At 49.0% G+C, this 19,073-nt stretch carries 18 protein-coding genes; 5 read left to right on the top strand and 13 right to left on the bottom strand.

Annotated elements, in window-relative coordinates:
• Window positions 1–18 precede the first annotated feature (18 nt).
• The 5 genes from K7P76_RS25245 to K7P76_RS25265 form a co-directional block, all read right to left on the bottom strand.
• A complete protein-coding gene (locus K7P76_RS25245; protein ID WP_232188605.1) occupies window positions 19–2,286 on the bottom strand; it encodes an AraC family transcriptional regulator in 2,268 nt (755 codons plus the stop codon).
• A 115-nt stretch (window positions 2,287–2,401) separates the two neighbouring features.
• Entirely contained in the window at window positions 2,402–3,925 is a 1,524-nt protein-coding gene (locus tag K7P76_RS25250; RefSeq protein WP_232188615.1) for an extracellular solute-binding protein, read from the bottom strand.
• A 41-nt stretch (window positions 3,926–3,966) separates the two neighbouring features.
• Window positions 3,967–4,839: a carbohydrate ABC transporter permease gene (locus tag K7P76_RS25255; protein ID WP_232188617.1), complete on the bottom strand. Its 873-nt coding sequence runs from the start codon at window positions 4,837–4,839 to the stop codon at window positions 3,967–3,969.
• Between the two features lie 12 nt (window positions 4,840–4,851).
• Window positions 4,852–5,655, bottom strand: a complete 804-nt coding sequence (locus tag K7P76_RS25260; RefSeq protein ID WP_232188619.1) for an ABC transporter permease subunit — start codon at window positions 5,653–5,655, stop codon at window positions 4,852–4,854.
• Between the two features lie 160 nt (window positions 5,656–5,815).
• Complete coding sequence (locus K7P76_RS25265; protein WP_232188621.1) at window positions 5,816–6,739, bottom strand: creatininase family protein; 924 nt, start codon at window positions 6,737–6,739, stop codon at window positions 5,816–5,818.
• Window positions 6,740–7,041: 302 nt separating this feature from the next.
• On the opposite strand from K7P76_RS25265, the gene K7P76_RS25270 reads away from it, so the two are divergent.
• The 4 genes from K7P76_RS25270 (at window position 7,042) to K7P76_RS25285 (ending at window position 10,041) form a co-directional block, all read left to right on the top strand.
• Window positions 7,042–7,437: a VOC family protein gene (locus K7P76_RS25270; RefSeq protein WP_232188623.1), complete on the top strand. Its 396-nt coding sequence runs from the start codon at window positions 7,042–7,044 to the stop codon at window positions 7,435–7,437.
• 81 nt (window positions 7,438–7,518) lie between these two features.
• Window positions 7,519–7,824 (top strand): dihydrofolate reductase family protein, encoded by a 306-nt coding sequence (locus K7P76_RS25275; RefSeq protein WP_232188624.1) that lies wholly within the window; start codon window positions 7,519–7,521, stop codon window positions 7,822–7,824.
• A 382-nt stretch (window positions 7,825–8,206) separates the two neighbouring features.
• Complete coding sequence (locus tag K7P76_RS25280) at window positions 8,207–9,334, top strand: ABC transporter permease (protein WP_232188631.1); 1,128 nt, start codon at window positions 8,207–8,209, stop codon at window positions 9,332–9,334.
• Window positions 9,331–10,041 (top strand): ABC transporter ATP-binding protein, encoded by a 711-nt coding sequence (locus K7P76_RS25285; protein ID WP_232188633.1) that lies wholly within the window; start codon window positions 9,331–9,333, stop codon window positions 10,039–10,041. Before K7P76_RS25280 ends, K7P76_RS25285 begins: the two co-directional genes overlap by 4 nt.
• 209 nt (window positions 10,042–10,250) lie before the next feature.
• Here K7P76_RS25285 and K7P76_RS25290 read toward each other — a convergent pair whose 3' ends face one another.
• Both K7P76_RS25290 and K7P76_RS25295 read right to left on the bottom strand, forming a co-directional pair.
• Entirely contained in the window at window positions 10,251–10,646 is a 396-nt protein-coding gene (locus K7P76_RS25290) for a VOC family protein (RefSeq protein ID WP_232188634.1), read from the bottom strand.
• Between the two features lie 63 nt (window positions 10,647–10,709).
• Complete coding sequence (locus K7P76_RS25295) at window positions 10,710–11,678, bottom strand: sigma-70 family RNA polymerase sigma factor (protein WP_232188635.1); 969 nt, start codon at window positions 11,676–11,678, stop codon at window positions 10,710–10,712.
• A 362-nt stretch (window positions 11,679–12,040) separates the two neighbouring features.
• On the opposite strand from K7P76_RS25295, the gene K7P76_RS25300 reads away from it, so the two are divergent.
• Window positions 12,041–12,286, top strand: coding sequence for a hypothetical protein (locus tag K7P76_RS25300; protein ID WP_232188637.1), 246 nt, complete (start codon window positions 12,041–12,043; stop codon window positions 12,284–12,286).
• Window positions 12,287–12,745: 459 nt separating this feature from the next.
• On the opposite strand, the gene nagA is transcribed toward K7P76_RS25300, so the two are convergent.
• Genes nagA through K7P76_RS25330 form a run of 6 tightly spaced genes read right to left on the bottom strand, consistent with a single transcriptional unit; the run spans window position 12,746 to window position 19,027 of the window.
• Complete coding sequence (gene nagA / locus K7P76_RS25305) at window positions 12,746–13,948, bottom strand: N-acetylglucosamine-6-phosphate deacetylase (protein WP_232188639.1); 1,203 nt, start codon at window positions 13,946–13,948, stop codon at window positions 12,746–12,748.
• A gap of 1 nt (window position 13,949) precedes the next feature.
• Window positions 13,950–14,498: an SGNH/GDSL hydrolase family protein gene (locus tag K7P76_RS25310; protein WP_232188641.1), complete on the bottom strand. Its 549-nt coding sequence runs from the start codon at window positions 14,496–14,498 to the stop codon at window positions 13,950–13,952.
• Window positions 14,499–14,514: 16 nt separating this feature from the next.
• Entirely contained in the window at window positions 14,515–15,807 is a 1,293-nt protein-coding gene (locus tag K7P76_RS25315) for a neutral/alkaline non-lysosomal ceramidase N-terminal domain-containing protein (RefSeq protein WP_232188644.1), read from the bottom strand.
• Window positions 15,804–16,799, bottom strand: coding sequence for a Gfo/Idh/MocA family protein (locus K7P76_RS25320; protein WP_232188646.1), 996 nt, complete (start codon window positions 16,797–16,799; stop codon window positions 15,804–15,806). Before K7P76_RS25320 ends, K7P76_RS25315 begins: the two co-directional genes overlap by 4 nt.
• A gap of 34 nt (window positions 16,800–16,833) precedes the next feature.
• On the bottom strand, window positions 16,834–17,826 hold the full coding sequence (locus K7P76_RS25325) for a Gfo/Idh/MocA family protein (RefSeq protein WP_232188648.1): 993 nt from the start codon (window positions 17,824–17,826) through the stop codon (window positions 16,834–16,836).
• Entirely contained in the window at window positions 17,816–19,027 is a 1,212-nt protein-coding gene (locus tag K7P76_RS25330; protein ID WP_232188656.1) for a DegT/DnrJ/EryC1/StrS family aminotransferase, read from the bottom strand. Before K7P76_RS25330 ends, K7P76_RS25325 begins: the two co-directional genes overlap by 11 nt.
• Window positions 19,028–19,073 lie beyond the last annotated feature (46 nt).

A 19,073-nucleotide genomic window follows, 5' to 3' on the forward strand; every position in this document is an offset into this window, starting at 1 on the left:
TCCTCCCGATCATTCACTTCATCTTTCTATTCCGGACATATGAAACTGTCGATGCTCATTTGGCGTTCTTCCCGTCATTTTCTTGAACGTAGTGTAAAAATGACTTTTCGTCTGGAAGCCGGAGCTTTCGGCAATGTCAGCGATGGACCAATTGGTGGACTCCAACAATCTTTTAACGTTTTCGATTCGGGTTTCTATTATATAATCCAGCAGCGTCACTCCAGTGACATCCTTGAACACTTGGCGGACATAGCTGGTGGACAAGTTAAGATAGCTGCCGATTTCTTCTGCGGAGAGCATCGGATCGTGAATCCGGTTGTTGATGTAGTCTCGTACTTCCACTGCTAGAGTCTCTTTGCGTCCGGCATTACGGCGTTGCCACATATTTAGAATAATATCTCCAAGTTTCTCGCTTAACCAATCCCGCACCTCATCAAGCGTGCGGAAACGCTCCAGAAACTTTTGTATCCCTACGGAATGATCAAAGAAAACGAAAGGCTTCAAGGCTTTCATCAGGTTATGAAAAAGAATGGTTAGTTCAAAGATACATTCCGCTCTGGACATACTTTTCATTTGGCTTATCAGAACATCCAAGATAGCAATTGCTTTATCCTGTTGCCCCAGACGTACATTTTGAATGAGGCTTTCGACGAGTTTTTCGTCTCCCGAATGCTTGACGATGTCCGCATACCGTTTGTAATCTTTCTCCTGAAATACATTTCCTTCTCCCGTTATGAATTTCAAATGGGTCAATTCGTATGTGTGATCATAAATTGTGCGAAGATCTCCCTCTTGCTCAAAGGACTCGCTCATGCCAATGACTATATGAATGTTCAGCCATGTTTCAATTTGCTCGGCAATTTGGCCCAAGACATTGAGCCATGAATCGTTTTCTCTCCCTTTATGACCGACTAGGAAAACGACATGGTCGCCACCAAAATCGACGCTTTCTGCTGTCCATCCCTGCTCCGTAACAATTTCCTTGGCGATATTGCTTATCCCGTATTTCAGCAATTTCCGAGAACCGAAATTGCTGTATTTTTCGGTAAACGCCGCATACTGGTCAATCCGTAATACGATCATCCGCATTTGTTCGTAGGACAGCAGTCGAAAATGGGATTCTACATAAACCCTGATCGGTTCGCTCATGGCACCGATAAGGATCCATTGCCGCATATATTCTCCATCGATCACCTCCTGATGATTACGCATGGAGAATACCATGTTGTCCACCGTATCAAACAATGCATCCATTCCTTTTTGAATAACACTATACTCTCCGGAATTTGCGGAAAAATCGGGTGCCTGCTTCATGCGGGCTTTAGCAAACTCATGTCTGATCCGCGCGGCCAATTGGCTCAGTGGGCGGTAAGAGCGGCGAGAGATCCAATACAAGAGGATGAATAGCATCAGAAGTACAGTAAAGGAAGTTACGAGAATTTGACGCTGGAACGTTATGATCTTCTCTTTTGCGATCCCAAGGCGGGTCAAGTAAAACATGGTCCACGGCTGTGATTCCATATTCCGCTCGATTACCGACCATTCCTCGCCACCGTCGACAATCTTGAACATTTCACCGGCAACACGATTTTGGAATGCCGCTTGAACCAGCGCTTCGGCTCCAGGCGAAGCTGTCACCACGTTGCCCTGATCGTCTGTAATAGCCACTTCAATGCCAGTTTGAATGCTGGATTGTAGAATCGTATTCTGAAACAGTCGGTTATCCAGCAGCATCACCAAATAACCGTTGTAGGCATTATGAATCGGCGTGGAAGGTACAACCAAACACATAAATTTCTGGCCGCCAATTTCATGATTAAAAAACCGAAGTACCCTGGGCCTGTCATCCCGAACGTTGGTGAGCATGCGCTGATCTTCGAATTGGTCGGCTGCCCGTATTCCTACGCTGGAGTCAATGACCTCCTGGGTATTGGTATTGATCAAGTATGTTTTATAAATGAACGGTTCATTGGCCAGCAATGTAGCCATCCCATTGGAGGCGATCATGGCCGAAAGCGGATTCTTGGTATCCGATATTAGCCATTCGCGAACAGCTGGTGTTTCGTAAATGCTCAAAGCGTATGATTTAAGCCTGTTCAGAGCGAACTCCGTGCCTTTCAGCGTTTGATCAAACCTGGCCCCTGCGTTGGTATTGATTTCTTCTTGCGCGTAAGTGGTGAATTTGGCGGAAAGAAAGAGGGTATAGGGCACGAATGCGAGAGTGAACAGAATCGATAGAAACAGAAAAACCCGGATGTACGTTTGTTTAAGCTTCAATCGATTCATGATGATACTCCTCTCTTTGCTGCCACTATACTTCGGAACCAAGAAGGACCGGAAGACGCAGCGCAAGCAGCTCCTCCGGTTACTGGTCGACCTCCGTCATTCGGATCTTGGCGACTTATTCGTGAAGAAACGCATCGATTTGTTTTTGCATCTCCTGCTGGATTTTCTTAAGCGATGGTCCGCCTTCTTTTTTGAAATCCGCCCAAGCGGTATCCGGGTCCAGCACGCCGTTGAAAATAGTCGGATAGTATTTGTCTTCGATCGTTTTAAATTTGGTCATCTCGTTCAACACCGGTTGTGGATCGAATTGGAAGCCGGTCAGCACGTCTTTCTCAAAATTGTTCGCATCCCTGGTAAACTTGTTGAGCTCGATCACTTCTTCCGATTGGGAAGCGTTTAACCGTTCAAATGTCGGGTTCCATATCCATAAATAAGGGAACCATGAATAGTTTGAATCGAGGGGTTTGTATTTGTCATCGCCGACTGCTTCCCAATTCTTTCCTTGAATCCCGTAGGCAAGAAGATCGTAGTTCTCCTTTTGCTGCGTCCAATTGAGGAATTGGATCGCTCTTTCCTTATGCTTGCTCGTTATCGGCACAGACATGAAATTCCATTGCGAGAAGTTTGTAATGTTCTTCTTTGGCGTTTTATCGAAGAACGTGACAGCTTCCACTTTGCCACCAGGTACATTTTTCATGACGGCCTGCTCAATATTGTTCTTCACGCCGAAATCGTTAACCGGAATGATCGCCGCCTTGCCGCCGCTGAATTCTCCTTCGTAGTCCTTAATGGCCAGCACGTCAGGATGAATAATGCCATCTTGATACATCTTTCTGGCATTCTTAATCCAATCCCATACCTTCGGCTCCATTTCATCCAATAAGTTGTACACCTTGCCGTCGTTATTCTTGTAGTAGAGAGTAATGTCGGCCATAGCCTGCGTTCTTCTGATTTGGGTCTCCTGATCGAATCTGGAGCGGAAAGAAGCCTCCGAGAGGAACCCTATGCTAGGTAAAATCGGAGCGAGTCCCGGTTCTTTAGCTTTTACGGCGTATGCGAATTTTACAAGTTCGTCGTACGTTTTGATCGGTGCTATACCGAGTTTATTGCGGATGTCCTGACGAATCAAATAGGTATAGCCAAAATATTGCGAATCACCCAGCGGGATTCCGTATGTTTTGCCGTTCACCTTGTTGCCTTCGAACATCTCAGGAGGACGAGTGGCCAGAATGTTCTGACCGTATTTCTTCAGCAAATCGTCAAGCGGTTCATAATAACCGGAGGCGATGTTCGAATACATGCTTGCCAAAGGCGAATCCCAGATAAGGTCTGCCTCCTCGCCAGAAGCGAGCGTCATCTGTATTTTCTGCATGATATCGGAAACCGGTACGAATACGACATCCAGTTTGACGTTGAGCGTGCCGGCCATTCTGCGTTCGGCTTCCGCCACCACTTTATCGAAATCCGCTGGTCGATTGCCCCACATCAATATTTTAAGTGTGACCGGATCGAGTTTTTCACTGGCTGCTTGGGTGGACGAAGCGGAGGATTGGGAGATTTCGGACTTTCCGCCGGCGCATGCGGCCAACACCGTTGTCATAAGAAACACGCAAAGGATGGCTGCGAATCTTTTTTTCATTTATGCGTCACTGCCCTTTCTCATTTTATTTGATAACCCAGTTACCCTTTTACTGCTCCTATGGTGAGACCTTTGACGAAGTATTTCTGTACGAATGGATACAGGAGAATAATCGGGCCAATCGTAACGCAGACCGTAGCCAATTGCACACCTTTGACAGGCAAGGGCTTGTCGAACGAAACGTTGCCACCCTGAAGATACGATTGCATGTTCATATTCGCAATCAATTGACGAATCATGATTTGAAGCGGATGAAGGTGGTAGTTGTCGACGAACATGATGGCCAAATACCAATCATTCCAATATTGCAGCGCGTAAAACAAGGTGATCGTGGCCAAAGCCGGCACGGTCATAGGCCAAATGATGCGGAAGAAAGTCGTGAACTCGTTCGCGCCGTCGATCGTCGCCGCTTCGTTCACCTCGTAAGGGATTGTCCGGTAAAACGCGACCAAAATGAAAGCATAAAAGGGATTCAGCAGATAGGGCAAGATCATGGACCAAATAGAATCTTTCAATCCCAGCCAAATCGCGACGAGAATGTAGAATCCAACCATACCGGATCCAAAGATCATCGTAAAGTAGGTCATGAACGACAACAATCCGCCGAATTTCGCTTTTTTATGCGCCATCACATACGCCATGGTGGATGTTATCAGAAGTGACAATGCCGTCCCCACGACGGTGACAACTAACGTCACGCTGTAACTCCTCCACAATTGGCTGCCTTGAAACAAATATTGGTAAGCGTAGGTACTGAATTCGCTCGGAAAAAGCTGATAACCCGCGGTTTGAAGACTGCTCTCTGAAGCGAATGAATCGACGACAACCATCCAGAACGGCACGGCGCAAATCACGACGAAGAACGCGATGAACGAGTATACCGCAACAGAAAACAGCCGATTGGAAAATGCCATGCGCATGCTCCTTTAAAACAAGGATGATTCCCTGTCAATTTTCCTTGCTATCCAATTGAAGAATAGGATCGTGATCAGCCCCATGACTGCTTGGTAAAGAACCACCGAACCCGCCATACTGAAGTTGCCTAAACTCCTTAGCGCGCGGAAAGAATACGTATCAATGACGTCGGTCTTCGGAATCAGAATCGGGTTATCCCCGATAATGCCATAAATCATTCCGAAATCGCCATAAAAAATTCTCCCAATTTGCAATAAAAGCAGGACAACTAACGTTGGTCGAAGCAGCGGCAATGTAATATGAAGAATTTGCTGAAACCTGCCCGCACCATCGAGAGTAGCGCTCTCATAGTATTCCGACGAAATAGCGGTAATAGCCGAGAAGAAAATGATCGTGACATATCCGGACATTTTCCAAACAAACAGAGCGGTCAGGATATAAGGCCATAGGTTCGCGTTTCCGTACCAGTTATAACTTCCCTCTCCCATGGCGTTTAGCAGTTTATTCAAGATGCCGTCGGACGTATTGAAAACCGCATAAGTCATGAAACTCACCACAAGCCACGAGACGAAGTAGGGAAGGAAAATGACGGATTGGGCTAATCTCTTATACAAGGCATATCGTATTTCATTCAAGAAAATCGCGAGGATGAGTGCAATCCCCAGCGTGAAAAAGATAAACATACTGTTGAGAAACAAAGTGTTCACAGTGACATGAATCCAATCGTCGGAACTGAAGAAAAATTTGAAATTGTCCAGTCCAGCCCACTTGCTGCCCCAAATTCCTTGGCTCGGACGAAACTGTTTGAATGCCACAATATGACCGAACATTGGAAGGTAAGCAAAAACGAGCAGAAAAAGAAACCCGGGAAGAGCAAGCAGGTACAAATACCGATTCGTTCGAAGCTCCTTGTAAATCCAGATCGCAGACCCCTCCCTTTTGACGCCATTTGTATCAAAATCCGATCAAATTAATTCAAATCCAGGGCGAAAACTTATTTTTCGGTAAAATCGAACTATATTTCTCTTTGATGAGGCTACTGGTCCAAACGTCAAGTTGACGCATCTCGTCGACGTATTCATCCATATCAAGCGCATCGACAATGGAACGGATCACTTCTGCCCCTTTGACGCAGAGTGCGTCTCGCTCCTCAATCGTACGAGCGGCCCCATATTCGCCGCCGTGATCGCTCGGTTCCGAGTAATAAAAACCCACTGAACCGGATGGATGCGCAAAGCGGCGCAGGTAGTTGAAAAACTGGACGTTGGGGCTTTCCCCCCGTCCGATCATCCTTTCTTTTTCCGTACGCGGCTCAATGCGTTCAAAAGGAGACTTCATGTCCGCATCCGGATCGATAACCAGTTCGTCCTTTGTCCCCAATATTTCATATCCGCCGAAGAAAATCTCGTTCGCATTTTTCATAAGGTCGAGGTTCTGATTCCTCTCTTTAGCAATATTTATTGCGTTGATCAGGTCGATGTAAGTGATCGGAACTTTCGTTTCATCGAAAAAGTCGATGACGACCGTTCCTGCGGTAAGAAAAGCAGGGCCGTGTAAAGATACGTAAATCTGGCGGCGAAAACCTTGATTCAGAAGCGAATGGCTGATCTCCTTCAGGTACTGTACGCCTTTCTCGACGCTCATCTGTATCGTACCTCTGGCGGTAGTAGTGGCTCCACAGAAGAAATATGGAAGATCGCCGAGTACAAGTCCATCCACTTTTTCAGCCATCAGCAAACTGAATGCCTTAGGAGCGGTAAGTTCAACGTCCAACGGAAATCTGCCGTGCGTTTCAATTGTACCGATTGGAATAAATATGATATCATTCCTGTCCAGGTATTTTTCAACCTCGTCATTCGTCATCTTATTGAGAAACCGTGAGCGCATTTTTTCTGCCATGTCTCTTCATCCTTTTCTACGTTAATTTGTCAATCGGAATGCAGGTGCCGGCACGGAACCCTTCGATAGCCTACCTCTCGATAACGATTTTCCCGGGATTGACTCCTATCCTAAGGCTGGCAAGCATCCCAATCTAGTTCTCATTTTGACTTTTGGTTCTGAAATGACGAAAAACAAAGGTTCTTATTTTATCACCCCGTCCGGCGGCGAGGCAACCTAAGCTTCAACGGGGTTTAGCCGCAAGCAGGAAAGGCAAACATAGTTGAAGAATATATTTGTACGCCACAAAATAGGAGGAAATCATGGGCAGAGTCGTTCATTTCGAGATTCATGTAGACGACATGGAGCGTGCCAAAAAGTTTTATGGAGAAATATTCGGATGGACATTCGAGGATTGGAGCGCTTATGCGGGAATGCCCTATTTGGGCGCTGTGACGGGCAATGCCGATGAACTCGGAATCAACGGGGCTCTGATGCAGCGACAAGGCGCCTCCCCGGAGCCGGGCAAGGCCATGAACGGCTATGCATGCACAATAGGCGTGGGAGACTACGATTCTACCGAAGCCAAGATTCTGAATCTTGGAGGCAGGGTTGCATTGCCGAAGTATGCACTGCCTGGAATGGCGTGGCAAGGGTATTACATTGACACCGAAGGCAATACGTTCGGCATTCATCATCCGGATGAGAACGCAAAATAAATCATACGTTCCGCACGCAAAGACGAAAGCCCGACCTCATGGAGGTCGGGCTTTACTTTTGTTCCGGCGGCTGAGAAGATCGTGTATTCCCGGACGCTTCAAGCGGAGTCAAGCGCCAGGACTAGGATCGAGCGCGAATTCGATCCAGATGCGATCCGGAGGTTGAAGGAGTCTTCAGGAGCCGACATTACGATTGGCGGCGCCGAGATTGCCGGGCAGGCGATGAGCGCGGGTCTGATCGACGAGTGTCATCTGCTTCTTAATCCGATCGTCTTGGGTGGAGGCAAGCAAGCATTGCCGGACAACCTCCGCATGCGGCTCGAGCTGCTCGGTGAGCGTCGCTTCCGAAGCGGCGTTGTTCATCTTCACTACCGCGTGATCGTCTGACCGCGACGCTAGCGTGAAATTCATCTCGTGCATGCTGTCAGAAAAAAATAAAGTGTTAGACTTGGAAAATAAAATGTCCGGCAGTCTAAGACTTTATTTTCTTTGACATTTGAAGCAAGATAAAAGTAACTTAAAATCAGAAAAAGCGGACAGTTAGAATCGAATCTAACCATCCGCTTTTTCTATTTGAACCATACAATAACAGCGAATCCACCAAAGATGCATAGGGTGAGACAGGTTAATTTAATCCACTTCGACATAGGTGATCCGTTCGTCTGACGGAACACTCTTTACCGTGACACCACCTCAACTGTAACCTGTTATTCATTCTCCGTTCATATTCGCTTCCTATACTTTAGCCATTCCGAAGGAGGGAAGCACAATGTATCTAGCAATTCGAGAAATGAGGTTTGCAAAGGCTCGGTATACGTTAATAGCTACAATTATGGTGCTTGTTGCATTTCTTGTTCTGTTTGTTACCGGGCTTGCACAGGGGCTTGCGTATGACAACGCCGCTTCTGTTAAGAATATGGCTGCAACACATTTTGTCTTGGAACAGGACTCTAATCACCGTTTCACCCGATCTCAGCTCGATCAGAATCAGGTTGAAAAGGCTGGCTTAATAGTAGGGAAAGAGAATGCAGAGTCACTTGGCGTGAAAATGACAACGGTTGTTCCATTAGGAGATACGGAGAAGATTGATGTTACTCTGCTCGCGGTTAATCTCGATGGTTGGCTGGCGCCAACAGTAACAGAAGGTTCGCCCATCTCGGATCAGACAAAAGGACATGTTCTTGTTGATCAAAAGCTGTCTGATTCTGGAGTCAAAATTGGCTCAATCATTGTAGATCAAGCTTCGGGAACAAAATGGACCGTAAGCGGTTTTGTAAAAAACGAGTCATTTAGTCATACTCCGGCTGTCTTTCTAAATAAGCAGGATTGGCTTAATCTTCAAGCACAGACACTTACACGTCAAGGAACTGGATCGGCAGCGGACAGTAAAGTTTACAATGCAATCGCCATTAAAGCCTCGAAAGAAAAAGTGAAGGAGCTTCAGTCCGCGCTGCCCAATACGGAAGTGATAAAGAAGTCTGAGGCAGTATCTGCGATTCCCGGTTACAAAGAAGAGCAAGGCTCGCTTTTGATGATGATCGTATTCTTATTCGTTATCTCTGCATTTGTGCTGGCTGTATTCTTCTATGTCATCACCATTCAGAAAACCAGTCAATTTGGCATATTGAAAGCCATCGGTACACGTACTGCCTATCTAGCCAGAAGTGTGACGCTGCAGGTGTTGGTCTTATCGGTCGGCAGCTTGGTCCTTAGCGTCCTGTTGGTCCAATTGTTTGAGGCCGTATTGCCAAGTTCCATGCCATTTCAATTAGGCTTTTCCACTTTGGCACTTACTTGCGCGTCCTTTGTAACAATGTCTTTGGCCGGTTCGCTATTTTCGGTGTGGAAAGTCGCCAAAATTGACGCATTGGATGCGATTGGGAGGACAGCAGCATGAAAAAAAGACTTATATTGCAGGAGATTACACGGACTTTTGAGGATGGCGGTATCGAAATAACGATTTTGGATAAGCTAGACCTTGAGGTTGCCGAAGGTGAACTAGTCGCGGTAATGGGCCCTTCAGGCTCGGGCAAAAGTACATTTTTGTCCATAGCGGGAGCACTTCTTGAACCAACAAGTGGGCATGTTCTACTCGATGGAGAATCCATTACCGGTAAAAACAAGCAAGAACTTTCTGATCTGCGACTTAAAAAAATCGGATTTATTTTCCAAAGCGCCAACTTAATTCCTTACTTGAAAGTTGAAGAACAACTGGTTTTGGTATCTAAGCTCGCGGGGATGGAAAAGGCAAAAGCAACCAAACGAGCAAAAGATTTACTCGACAAGATGGGATTGTCGCATCGACGAACCGCATATCCCGAGAAACTCTCAGGGGGGGAGCGTCAACGGGTAGCTATCGCACGAGCCTTAATGAATGACCCGGCTGTCCTATTCGCAGATGAACCAACAGCAAGCTTAGATGCCTCACGAGGACTCGATATAGTGAGTATGATCGCGAAACAAGTAAAGGATCAGCGTAAGAGCGCGGTTATGGTTACGCATGATGACCGAATACTGCCGCTTTGTGATCGAGTGCTTTTTCTTGAGAATGGAAAACTAGTCGAAAAAAAAGAAGCGCCCCAATCCACATTTCATGTGGTTTGATGAGCAATGGATAGAGGCAGTCTAGAACTCTATTTTCGCGTCCCATGATATACTAGCCCAAATGTTTTCAGTAGCTCAAATAAGTTAATCCATCAATTGAGCATAAAAAGGCACTCCACTAATAGGAAGTGCCTTTTGTCTTTGGATGGCTTTCAGATACGATGCCGTATGATCTTACGGTTGATCCTGATCATCAAACGCATTCATGTTCATGCAGCTCCGATCGCCCACATGTGGCCATCCAGGTCCTGGAAGCCCCATTGGTACATGAAACCGTAATCTTCCGGGTCTGTAATGATCTTTCCACCCAACGATGCCGCTGTGTTGACGATCTCATCCACTTTGTCACGGCTTTCAACGAACAACGCAAGGGTCAGTTGCGCATACTTGTCCGTGTCGACGATTTCTTTTTGCGTAAGTGACTTGAAGTATTCTTCGTTAGTCAACATCACAAACATATTATCGCCAATCACAATGCAAGCCGCTTTTTCCTCGTCTGTGAACTGCATATTAAACTCAAAGCCGAGCCCCGTGAAAAACGCCATTGATTGTTTTACATTTTGTACATGCAAGTTCACATAAGTTTGTGTGGCGGTCAATGCCATTTCAATCACCTCGATTATTGTTTTTGGATTCTCATATATTTAGACGTAATCCAATTGAGATATTCATCGGTCTAATTGTTCAGGAAGCCCAAATCGCGAAAATAATTTGGTGTTGACGAAATTTTGGATGTGAAATATCTTCTTGTCCTTCATCACAATGACGTGAATCCCCCAGGGTATCAAGCAGGTTTTGTCATTACTCGGCATATATTGCGCAAAAGCCGGGTAACCGCCATTCACCTTAGTCGGCAAAAACCGGGACCCGACACAATGCGAGCGTGCAAGCGAAAAAAACTTGAACAAATCGTCCTTGCCGTGTACCCACATAGAGAAAGGTGGCATAGACATATGGCCTTCTTCATGAAACAAGGCTACCAGTGCATGGATATCAAATCGTTCAAAAGCTTCCACATACCGTGAAAGCAGTTCTTGATCAGGCTGGACATCCATTAAGCTGTATTCTTCAGAACGGAGTTTCGCCCGATCCATCGTTTCTCTGGCTCTTTGCAAGGCGCTGTTAACTGCTGCTGGCGTCATCCCTAACGATTCTGCAATCTGTTTGGAGGACCACTCAAATACGTCTTTCAAAAGGAAAACTGCACGTTGGCGTGGAGGCAAAATTTGCAAGAGTGTAATAAAACAGAGTTGAAGGGTATCTTTACGAATGAGTATATCTTCTGGATTTTCCGAAAATGCCGGGGCAGGCCAGATCCAAGATGAGTCAGGGAATGTTTCACTGGGTGCGATAATGGATGTCGCGGAGGCGGAAAAGTCAACGGGACGAGTTCGCCGTTTAGCTTGTCTTAGCTTGTCTAGGCATATATTTGAAGCAATCCGACAAACCCATGTTTTGTATGAGGATTCTTGTCTGAATGAGTTCCAACTATGCCAAACGCGAATAAAGGTTTCCTGAACGGCATCGTCTGCGTCATCGATCGATCCTAGCATTCTATAACAGAACGATGTTAACTCCGGTTTCAAGCTGTCAAATAACTGAAGTTCTAGTGGATGCTGCAGTGCAGTTTCGTTCATTTGGACCCCCTACTGAGTAACCTGATAGATTAAGAGAAGAGATTCGACATTGTTCTGAAGTATCCTTCATCATTATGAATAAAAAGACAGCTAAGGCTTCTCAATGTGCCCTAACTGACTTTTTACTAATTAAACCAAACTGTTACTGAAAATCCACCAACTAAGTATATTGTGTTCGTTTTTAGTAAGGTTGGTGGAGGCGAGGGGAGTCGAACCCCTGTCCGAAGACAACGCCACATGTGCTAGGCTTCGCCGTGGGTGTAGTGACAGATTTGATGTCACCCTAGAGACTCCCTGCCACGATTGATGGTGAAGCTGTGCTGGTATATACTGAATTCAAAAGCAACGAACGGAGGATTTTCATGAAGTGGAGCGAGGTTCAAAATCTGTATCCTAACGAATGGGTCGTCATTGAAGCAATTCAAGCCCACTCTGAAGAAGGGCTGCGTTTTGTAGATGATATGGCAATTGTACAACAGTTCGATGACTCCTTTGAGGCCATGAAACAATGTAATGAATTACAAAGAAGTCGTCCTTCTAACGAATTTTACTTTTTCCATACTTCTAGACCTCGCGTCGAAATTCGGGAACGTAGGTGGTCCTCATAGATACAGGGTCCACTGGCACAATTTTTAAGGCTGAATTGTTACGCAATATTGGGATTTATCCTGAAGCAAATGATTATACTTGTGCTATTAGAGGTATCGGCGGTTCAGAAGTCGTCTTCTTTTAAAACCGTTAACTCCATTCAGATCGAAGATATTCGACTCGATCATTTTGGAATTGAAGTTGGAGAAATGAATTATGGATTTCCGATCGATGGAATCCTAGGTTTCGATTTAATGCAGCTTGCAGGCATCATAATTGATACTAGAAAACTAGAAATTCATTATAGTTAATCGTTGCATATACAAAGCAAAACTCCGTCTTCTTACTGTCGGAGTTATTCTTGTTGTAAGCCAATCCATGGAGGCATTCTTCTTTGCTCCCCATACGAAACACGACTACTTCGTGTCGGTTTCTAGTGTCGCAATTCTCTAGTCGGCTCAGGGGTATCCCATTCATGATTAAACTTTCTTGCCGCGAACCCAAACCGCTTGAAGCTTTAACTGCGGCGATAAGAGCAGCACGTTGGCTAATTTGCCTTCCTCGAGACTGCCCATCCGTTGTTCGAGACCCAGAAGACGAGCGGGATTACCGCTCGCATAGCGGCTCACTTGACCGATGTCCAGCCCGACGGTCTCCATCATGTATCGACATGCATCGATCATTGTGAGCGTGCTGCCTGCCAAATTGCCTCCGTGTTTCAAGCGGGAAACCGCGTCCTTCACGACAACATCATGCCCCGCCAAATGGTATTCCCCGTCAGCCATCCCGGTTGCCGCAATTGCATCGGTCACCAATATCAGCCGATCAGGCCCTTTTAGCTTAGCCAGTAATCGGATACAAGCAGGATGCACGTGATGCCCGTCTGCAATAATTTCCGCACTGATGCGCGCATCGTCGAGAATGGCGCCGACGGTGCCCGGCTCACGGTGATGAATCCCTTTCATCGCATTGAAGGTATGCGCCGCATGGCGCAAGCCTTGCTCGGCCGCTTCGATGATTTGGCCGTATGAAGCATTCGTGTGTCCGCAAGAGGGAACGATGCCGTGTTCGTTAAGCCAGCCGATTAACGATTTCGCGCCGTCAAGTTCCGGAGCGAGCGTGAGCATCCGGATCGTATCCGGGTGCTCCATCGTCCAACCTTCGAGCCACTCGCGCCGAGGCAATGCGATATATCGAGGGTCCTGAGCACCGGGCTGCGCCGGACTAATGAACGGGCCTTCGAGATGCACGCCGAGCAGTTGGCCATTATGCGTATCTTTGTTTTGATAGTATTTTGCGAAACGGACAACTCGTTCTATAGCTTGCGGTGAAGCCGTTACCGTAGTGGCCAACAAACCTGTTGTACCGTGTCTGCGGTGAAATCGGGTAATCGCGTCGTACGATTCGTCGTTCGCCTCCATGAAATCGCGGCCATCTCCGCCGTGCACATGCACATCGATAAATCCGGGCACAACCCATCCGGCATGCGCGTCGATGGAGACACGCGAATTACCGTCTCGAAATTGCCATTCGGGAAAATTCGTATCCTCGCCAACGTATGCGATATGTTCGCCCCGCCAGGCGATCGTGCCGGACTCGATTATTCCATCGCGTTCCGTCACGATTTTGCCGTTATGGATAACGGTTATCGAATCGTCCGCGTTTCTGTCGATTCCGTTCATTTTATAAATAAGACAACACCGCCTTCACGACGGCATCGGCGCAAGCCTCGCTTCCTTTCGGCGTTAAATGCAGATGGTCTTCGCCGATATAGTCGTCCATGTCATGCTTGACGGTCGCGTTCAGGTCGTTGATCGCGACGTTCTCCGACCGCATCAGACCCAGGATCGTTTCATTGTACTTGTCGATCTCCAGATTGCTGCAGTTGACGTTGTTCGGGCTAACGGGTGTCGTCGTCGCCCAAATGATGGATGTGCCCGATCGTTTCAGTCGATCGAGAATTTGCCGAATCGTCCCGACGTATTCCTCAAGAGGAGTGAAGACGCCGTGTTCCGCGGAGTGATGATAGACATCCCAGATGCCGTTATTCCAATGAATAACATCAGGCTTGCCAAGGGTATCGATCCAGAAGTCCACATACCATAACGTATATTTCGCGAACCTCCCGTTATCCTCCGGGCCGACAACTTCGGCGATTCCCGACAATTTTGTCTGAACCAGGGGCATGTAGGCGATACGAATCGAGTCCCCCAGCAGCAAAATTTTTTTCATTCCGCTCACTCCCCTGTCACGATTGCTTGGCGTCGCAGAACTCGCGCACGACAACGTCCAGCGCCTCCCGCAATATTCCTTCGGCCTCAGGAGCGAATGGAGCCGGCAAGCCGAAATAATAGGTGGAGTCGATCGGCTCGTATCCGCCCTCCTCCAATTGCCTGGCCGTCGGGATATACCCAATCATTCCGTCGCTGTACGTTAGCGGAACGACTGCTTTATTGGATGCTGATTTGAGATACAAGCCGTATGCGACGACCACTTCCGCGTTCATAGCCAGCACAGCGAAGCCTTCAGCCAAGACTAACCCCGTCATCTCCAACGACATGCTCGTAGGGAGTCCTTCCTGCCTGGAAAGCAGCTTGCGGCTCCACTCACCCATAACGCCCGGTTCGCCTGACTGGGATTCCAAATAATCGCGTTCCGGCAGAGCTTGCAACGGAAGCGCGACGCTCATCCGCATAGACCGGAGACCAACGGAGTCGACGCGGCGCATGGCCCCCGCCAACACCTTGTTCACGTCGTTTGCCAACCGGCATCCAAGCATGACGACCTGCGCATCCCCGCCCATATCTCCGTCGTGAGGGTTTATATCCCCACAGGAACCCTGCAAGTAGGCGCAGATCGCGCCGTCCCCTATCGATTGCTCCAGTTCCTCCATCGCAACTCCGGTGAACTCTGAGGAAATCAAGTTGTCCGACGTCACGACCGGATGGCACGCATAATGGACGAGCACCGCCTTGGTCCGGCCGCCCGGTGCCGAATTATAGCGAAGCACAGTCAGCTCACGGTCTACCGGGCCGTTCGAATTGGAGGCGATTCGTATCCCGTCGTCAGCCGCGCTCCTCCGATTGGTCGCAATGTCGCAAACGCCGCGCCCGATGTCCACGGTGACCGGCTCCATGTCGGACATCGCCGCTTCAACACCCTGCAGCACCGTCGTCTCGAGTTCCGCAATGTAGGCGAGGTCGATGCTGCCGCCGTATTCAGAGAAACCGTCCCAAATTTGCGGACCCGAATGCGAATGCGTGCCATGAAGAATAACGGTATCGGCGTGCCAAAGCGCACGTATGCGTTGCTTCAACCCTTCGACCAACTGGCTTCCCCACCAGAGCAGATCGGCACTGACCAGAATAGCCGATGTCGACTTTCCACCCGCATCACTGTGCCCAAAACATACTATTCTCGCGTACAAGGGATGCGAAATCCCTTGGAAACCGCCCAAGCCCAATCTGGAAGCAAACCCTCCAAGGGGAACCGGTCGGCTAGGCGTTATATTCACTTTAGCTGTTCCAATATGCAGCATCATCCTACCTCCAAGACTACGGGGACTTCAAGGCTGGCCGATTCGTAAGCTGCGAGCGCTACAGCCGCGGCAGCCAAGCCGTCTTCGCCGGTGATCGGCGCCGGCGTGCCCGATCTGATCGCTTGAACAAAATCCCCGATCAAATCTTCGTCCGGGTTGTCCCCCCAATAGCTCCATTCGGCCCGCACGCGCTCATCGCAATACAATTCATTTTTTTGCGCATAGACATCGACACTGATCATGCCATTCGTGCCGATAATTTCCATCGTTACGTCGCCAAACGTGGGAAATGATTTGCCCCTCGACCAACTGGTGTCCAGCACAGTCTTCTGCCCGCCTCGGAACGTTACGTGTACGAGCCCCGTGTCTTCAACAGCCAGATCGTCGTGAAACAACCGTCCCATCTCCGCATAGACAACGTCAGGTTCGTCTTCAAGAATCCAGCGCATCAAATCCATCACATGCACGGTATGATCAAGAACGGCGCCTCCCCCCGACAGGGAAGGATCAACGAACCAACCCCCGGGCATCGTCCCGCGGTTGGTCCCTTTAATCGCCAGGACAGTTCCGATTTCGCCGCGCTCCACAGACAATTTCGCTTCGCGAACCGCCGGGAAATAGCGGCAAGGAAACGCCGTCATTAACCGGACTTCCGCCTCCCTGCAGGCGCGAACCATGTCGTTCATGTCCTTCATCGATGTGCCCAGCGGCTTCTCGCATAAGACGTGTTTCCCCGATCGTGCCGCGGCGATCGTCAATTCCGCGTGTCGAACATTCTCCGAACAGACAACGACCGCATCGATTGCAGATGACAGCAGGGCGTCAAGCGTATCATAGACGGTCAATCCCAGCGGCCCGAGTACGGTCGCCGCGCGGTGCGAATCTTCGTCCCATCCCCCCAGGACGCGGACATCGCCCCGATCAAGCAGCACGCTCAAATAACCATGAACATGCGGATGGGCAAAACCAACAATCCCGATATTTACGATATCCAATGAACGAACCTCCTCTGGTACGATCTCTGCACAGCTATAGCTTCTGCGGAAGTCCGGTTCGTGCCGAACGACCGGCCGCAAGAGCGATTTCGACGGCGCGGCTCGCATCCTCGGCCGATACGACCGGTTCAATGCCTGTTCGGATACAAGCAATAAAATGCTCGATTTCTGCTTCATACGGATCCTTGCGCAGAAGAAAGCTCGGAATATGCACGCCTTCTCCTGCTGTTCTCTGAGATTCCGTTTGCCGAACAATCAAGGGCTGTCCGTTAAGGTTGCTGCAGCGCATGACGCCCGATTGTCCGGCCAGCTCCACTTCGGCAAGAAACGGTCCCGGGTATCCCCAATGCGCTTCCAGATTCACGATGGCGCCGCTTGCGAACCGCAAAGTCGCATTCGCGTATTCAATGCCGGGGGCGGTCGTTAATGACGCGTAAACGCTCCTTACTTCTCCCAGTGTCCACCGCATAAAATCAATGTCGTGAATCATCAGGTCGAACAGGACGCCGCCGCTCAATTCTTCGTTCTTAAACCAACTATCTGAAGGTGGATGCAAGCTGGCTCTCCTCGCATGGCCGACTCCGACATTCCCGATTTTACCGCTGCGGACATGCCCGCGCAGATTCCGATACTCAGGGGAAAAGCGGAGCACGTGCCCAACCAGCAACCGCGTTCCATATCGCTCGCTTGCCCGCATCATCGCTTCCGTATCTTCCAGGGTCAGCGCCATCGGTTTTTCGCAAATAACGTGTTTTCCTCTTTCAGCCGCTTGAACCGCGTATTGTCGATGCAAATAAGTGGGAAGCGTAATGCACACGACATCGATATCCGCTTCCGCCAGCAACTCTTCATACGACGCGAATAATCGGGTTCCGAAGCTGGCGGCCGCGTCGATCGCACTTTCCGATCGACGCGCATAAAAACCGGCGAGCTCGACATCATCCATTCGGGTCAAAACCGATGCATACAATTTCCCCATCGTCCCGCAGCCTGCGACAGCAACCCTTAAGCTTCGTTCATTCGTCATACGAACGGATAACCTTTTCCAACGCTTCGGCGATATCGTACATAGCTTGCTCCTCGGAAAGCAGCACGTTCTGGCTAAGCATCAGCGCTTCAGACGCGCACAATCTTTCGCAGACGGGGCAATCGTAAACGCGCTCCTCTCCAAGCCAGTCTTTCGTTGCGCTGAGCACGGCATTCGTGCGGTTCAAAGGCACATAACCGTAAAACACCGGAATGCCTTCCGCGTTCACCTTGCGGATAAACTCCTCCTTGTTGGCTTTCCTCGCGAAATCAGATGATAGCTTGAATAAATACACATGGTTAGCGTGCCGCGTGATGCGAGGATCTTGCTTGAGCAAAGAAATTCCCTCAATTTCGCCCAGCAACCGGTTAAGCAGGGCGACGTTAGCTTCGCGGCATTGCATTTGTTCTTCAAGCCGTGTCATCTGCGCGAGCAATAGCGCGGCCTGAATGTCGGTTATCCGATAATTTTGGCCTAACACTTCGTGTTGATACCAGCCTCCGTCCGGGATACGTCCGACGTTGCAGATCGACCACGCGGCGCTCCACAACGATTTCTCATTCATTAATACAATTCCGCCTTCACCGGCGTTCAAATTTTTGCTGGATTGAAAGCTGAACGTCCCCAAATCGCCGATTGCGCCAACGCCTTTGCCTTCCCACTGCGCGCCTACAGCCTGTGCGGCGTCCTCGATCAACGCGAGATTATGCTTGCGCGCAATTTCCAGCAGACGCGTCATGTTAGCCGGCGCCCCGGCCACATGCACCGCTATGATCGCTTTGGTCTTCGGCGTAATGGCTTGCTCTACCTTGTCCGGATCGATCAGCAAGGTATCTTCCTCGATATCCGCGAATACGGGAATCGCTCCGAAAGCAAGCGCGGCGGTAGCGGTGGCAATGAATGTATAAGGAGGAACGATCACCTCGTCGCCCGGCTTTACGCCTGCCGCCTGAAGCGCGACCGTAATCGCCACCGTGCCGTTCACGCAACTGACGCCGTAATTGGCGTTTTGATATTTCGCGAACTCCCTCTCAAACCGAGGGATGTACGGTTCCTCTCCGTTAAATGTTCCCCCAACGCCTCCCCATTTGCCGGAATTCAGCACGTTAAGCAACGTTTGCTGCTCCAATTCGCCGAAAACCGGCCACTGCGCGAAAGGTTTCGTCCGCACGGGCGTACCGCCATTGATCGCCAAGCTCATTTTCTCATTTCCTTTCTTTTGTCCGAGTGAAGTTCTAGTCTTTGAC

Origin of the sequence: Cohnella silvisoli, from assembly GCF_021190915.1 — a bacterium.
In the GTDB taxonomy this organism is placed as follows: domain Bacteria; phylum Bacillota; class Bacilli; order Paenibacillales; family Paenibacillaceae; genus Cohnella; species Cohnella silvisoli.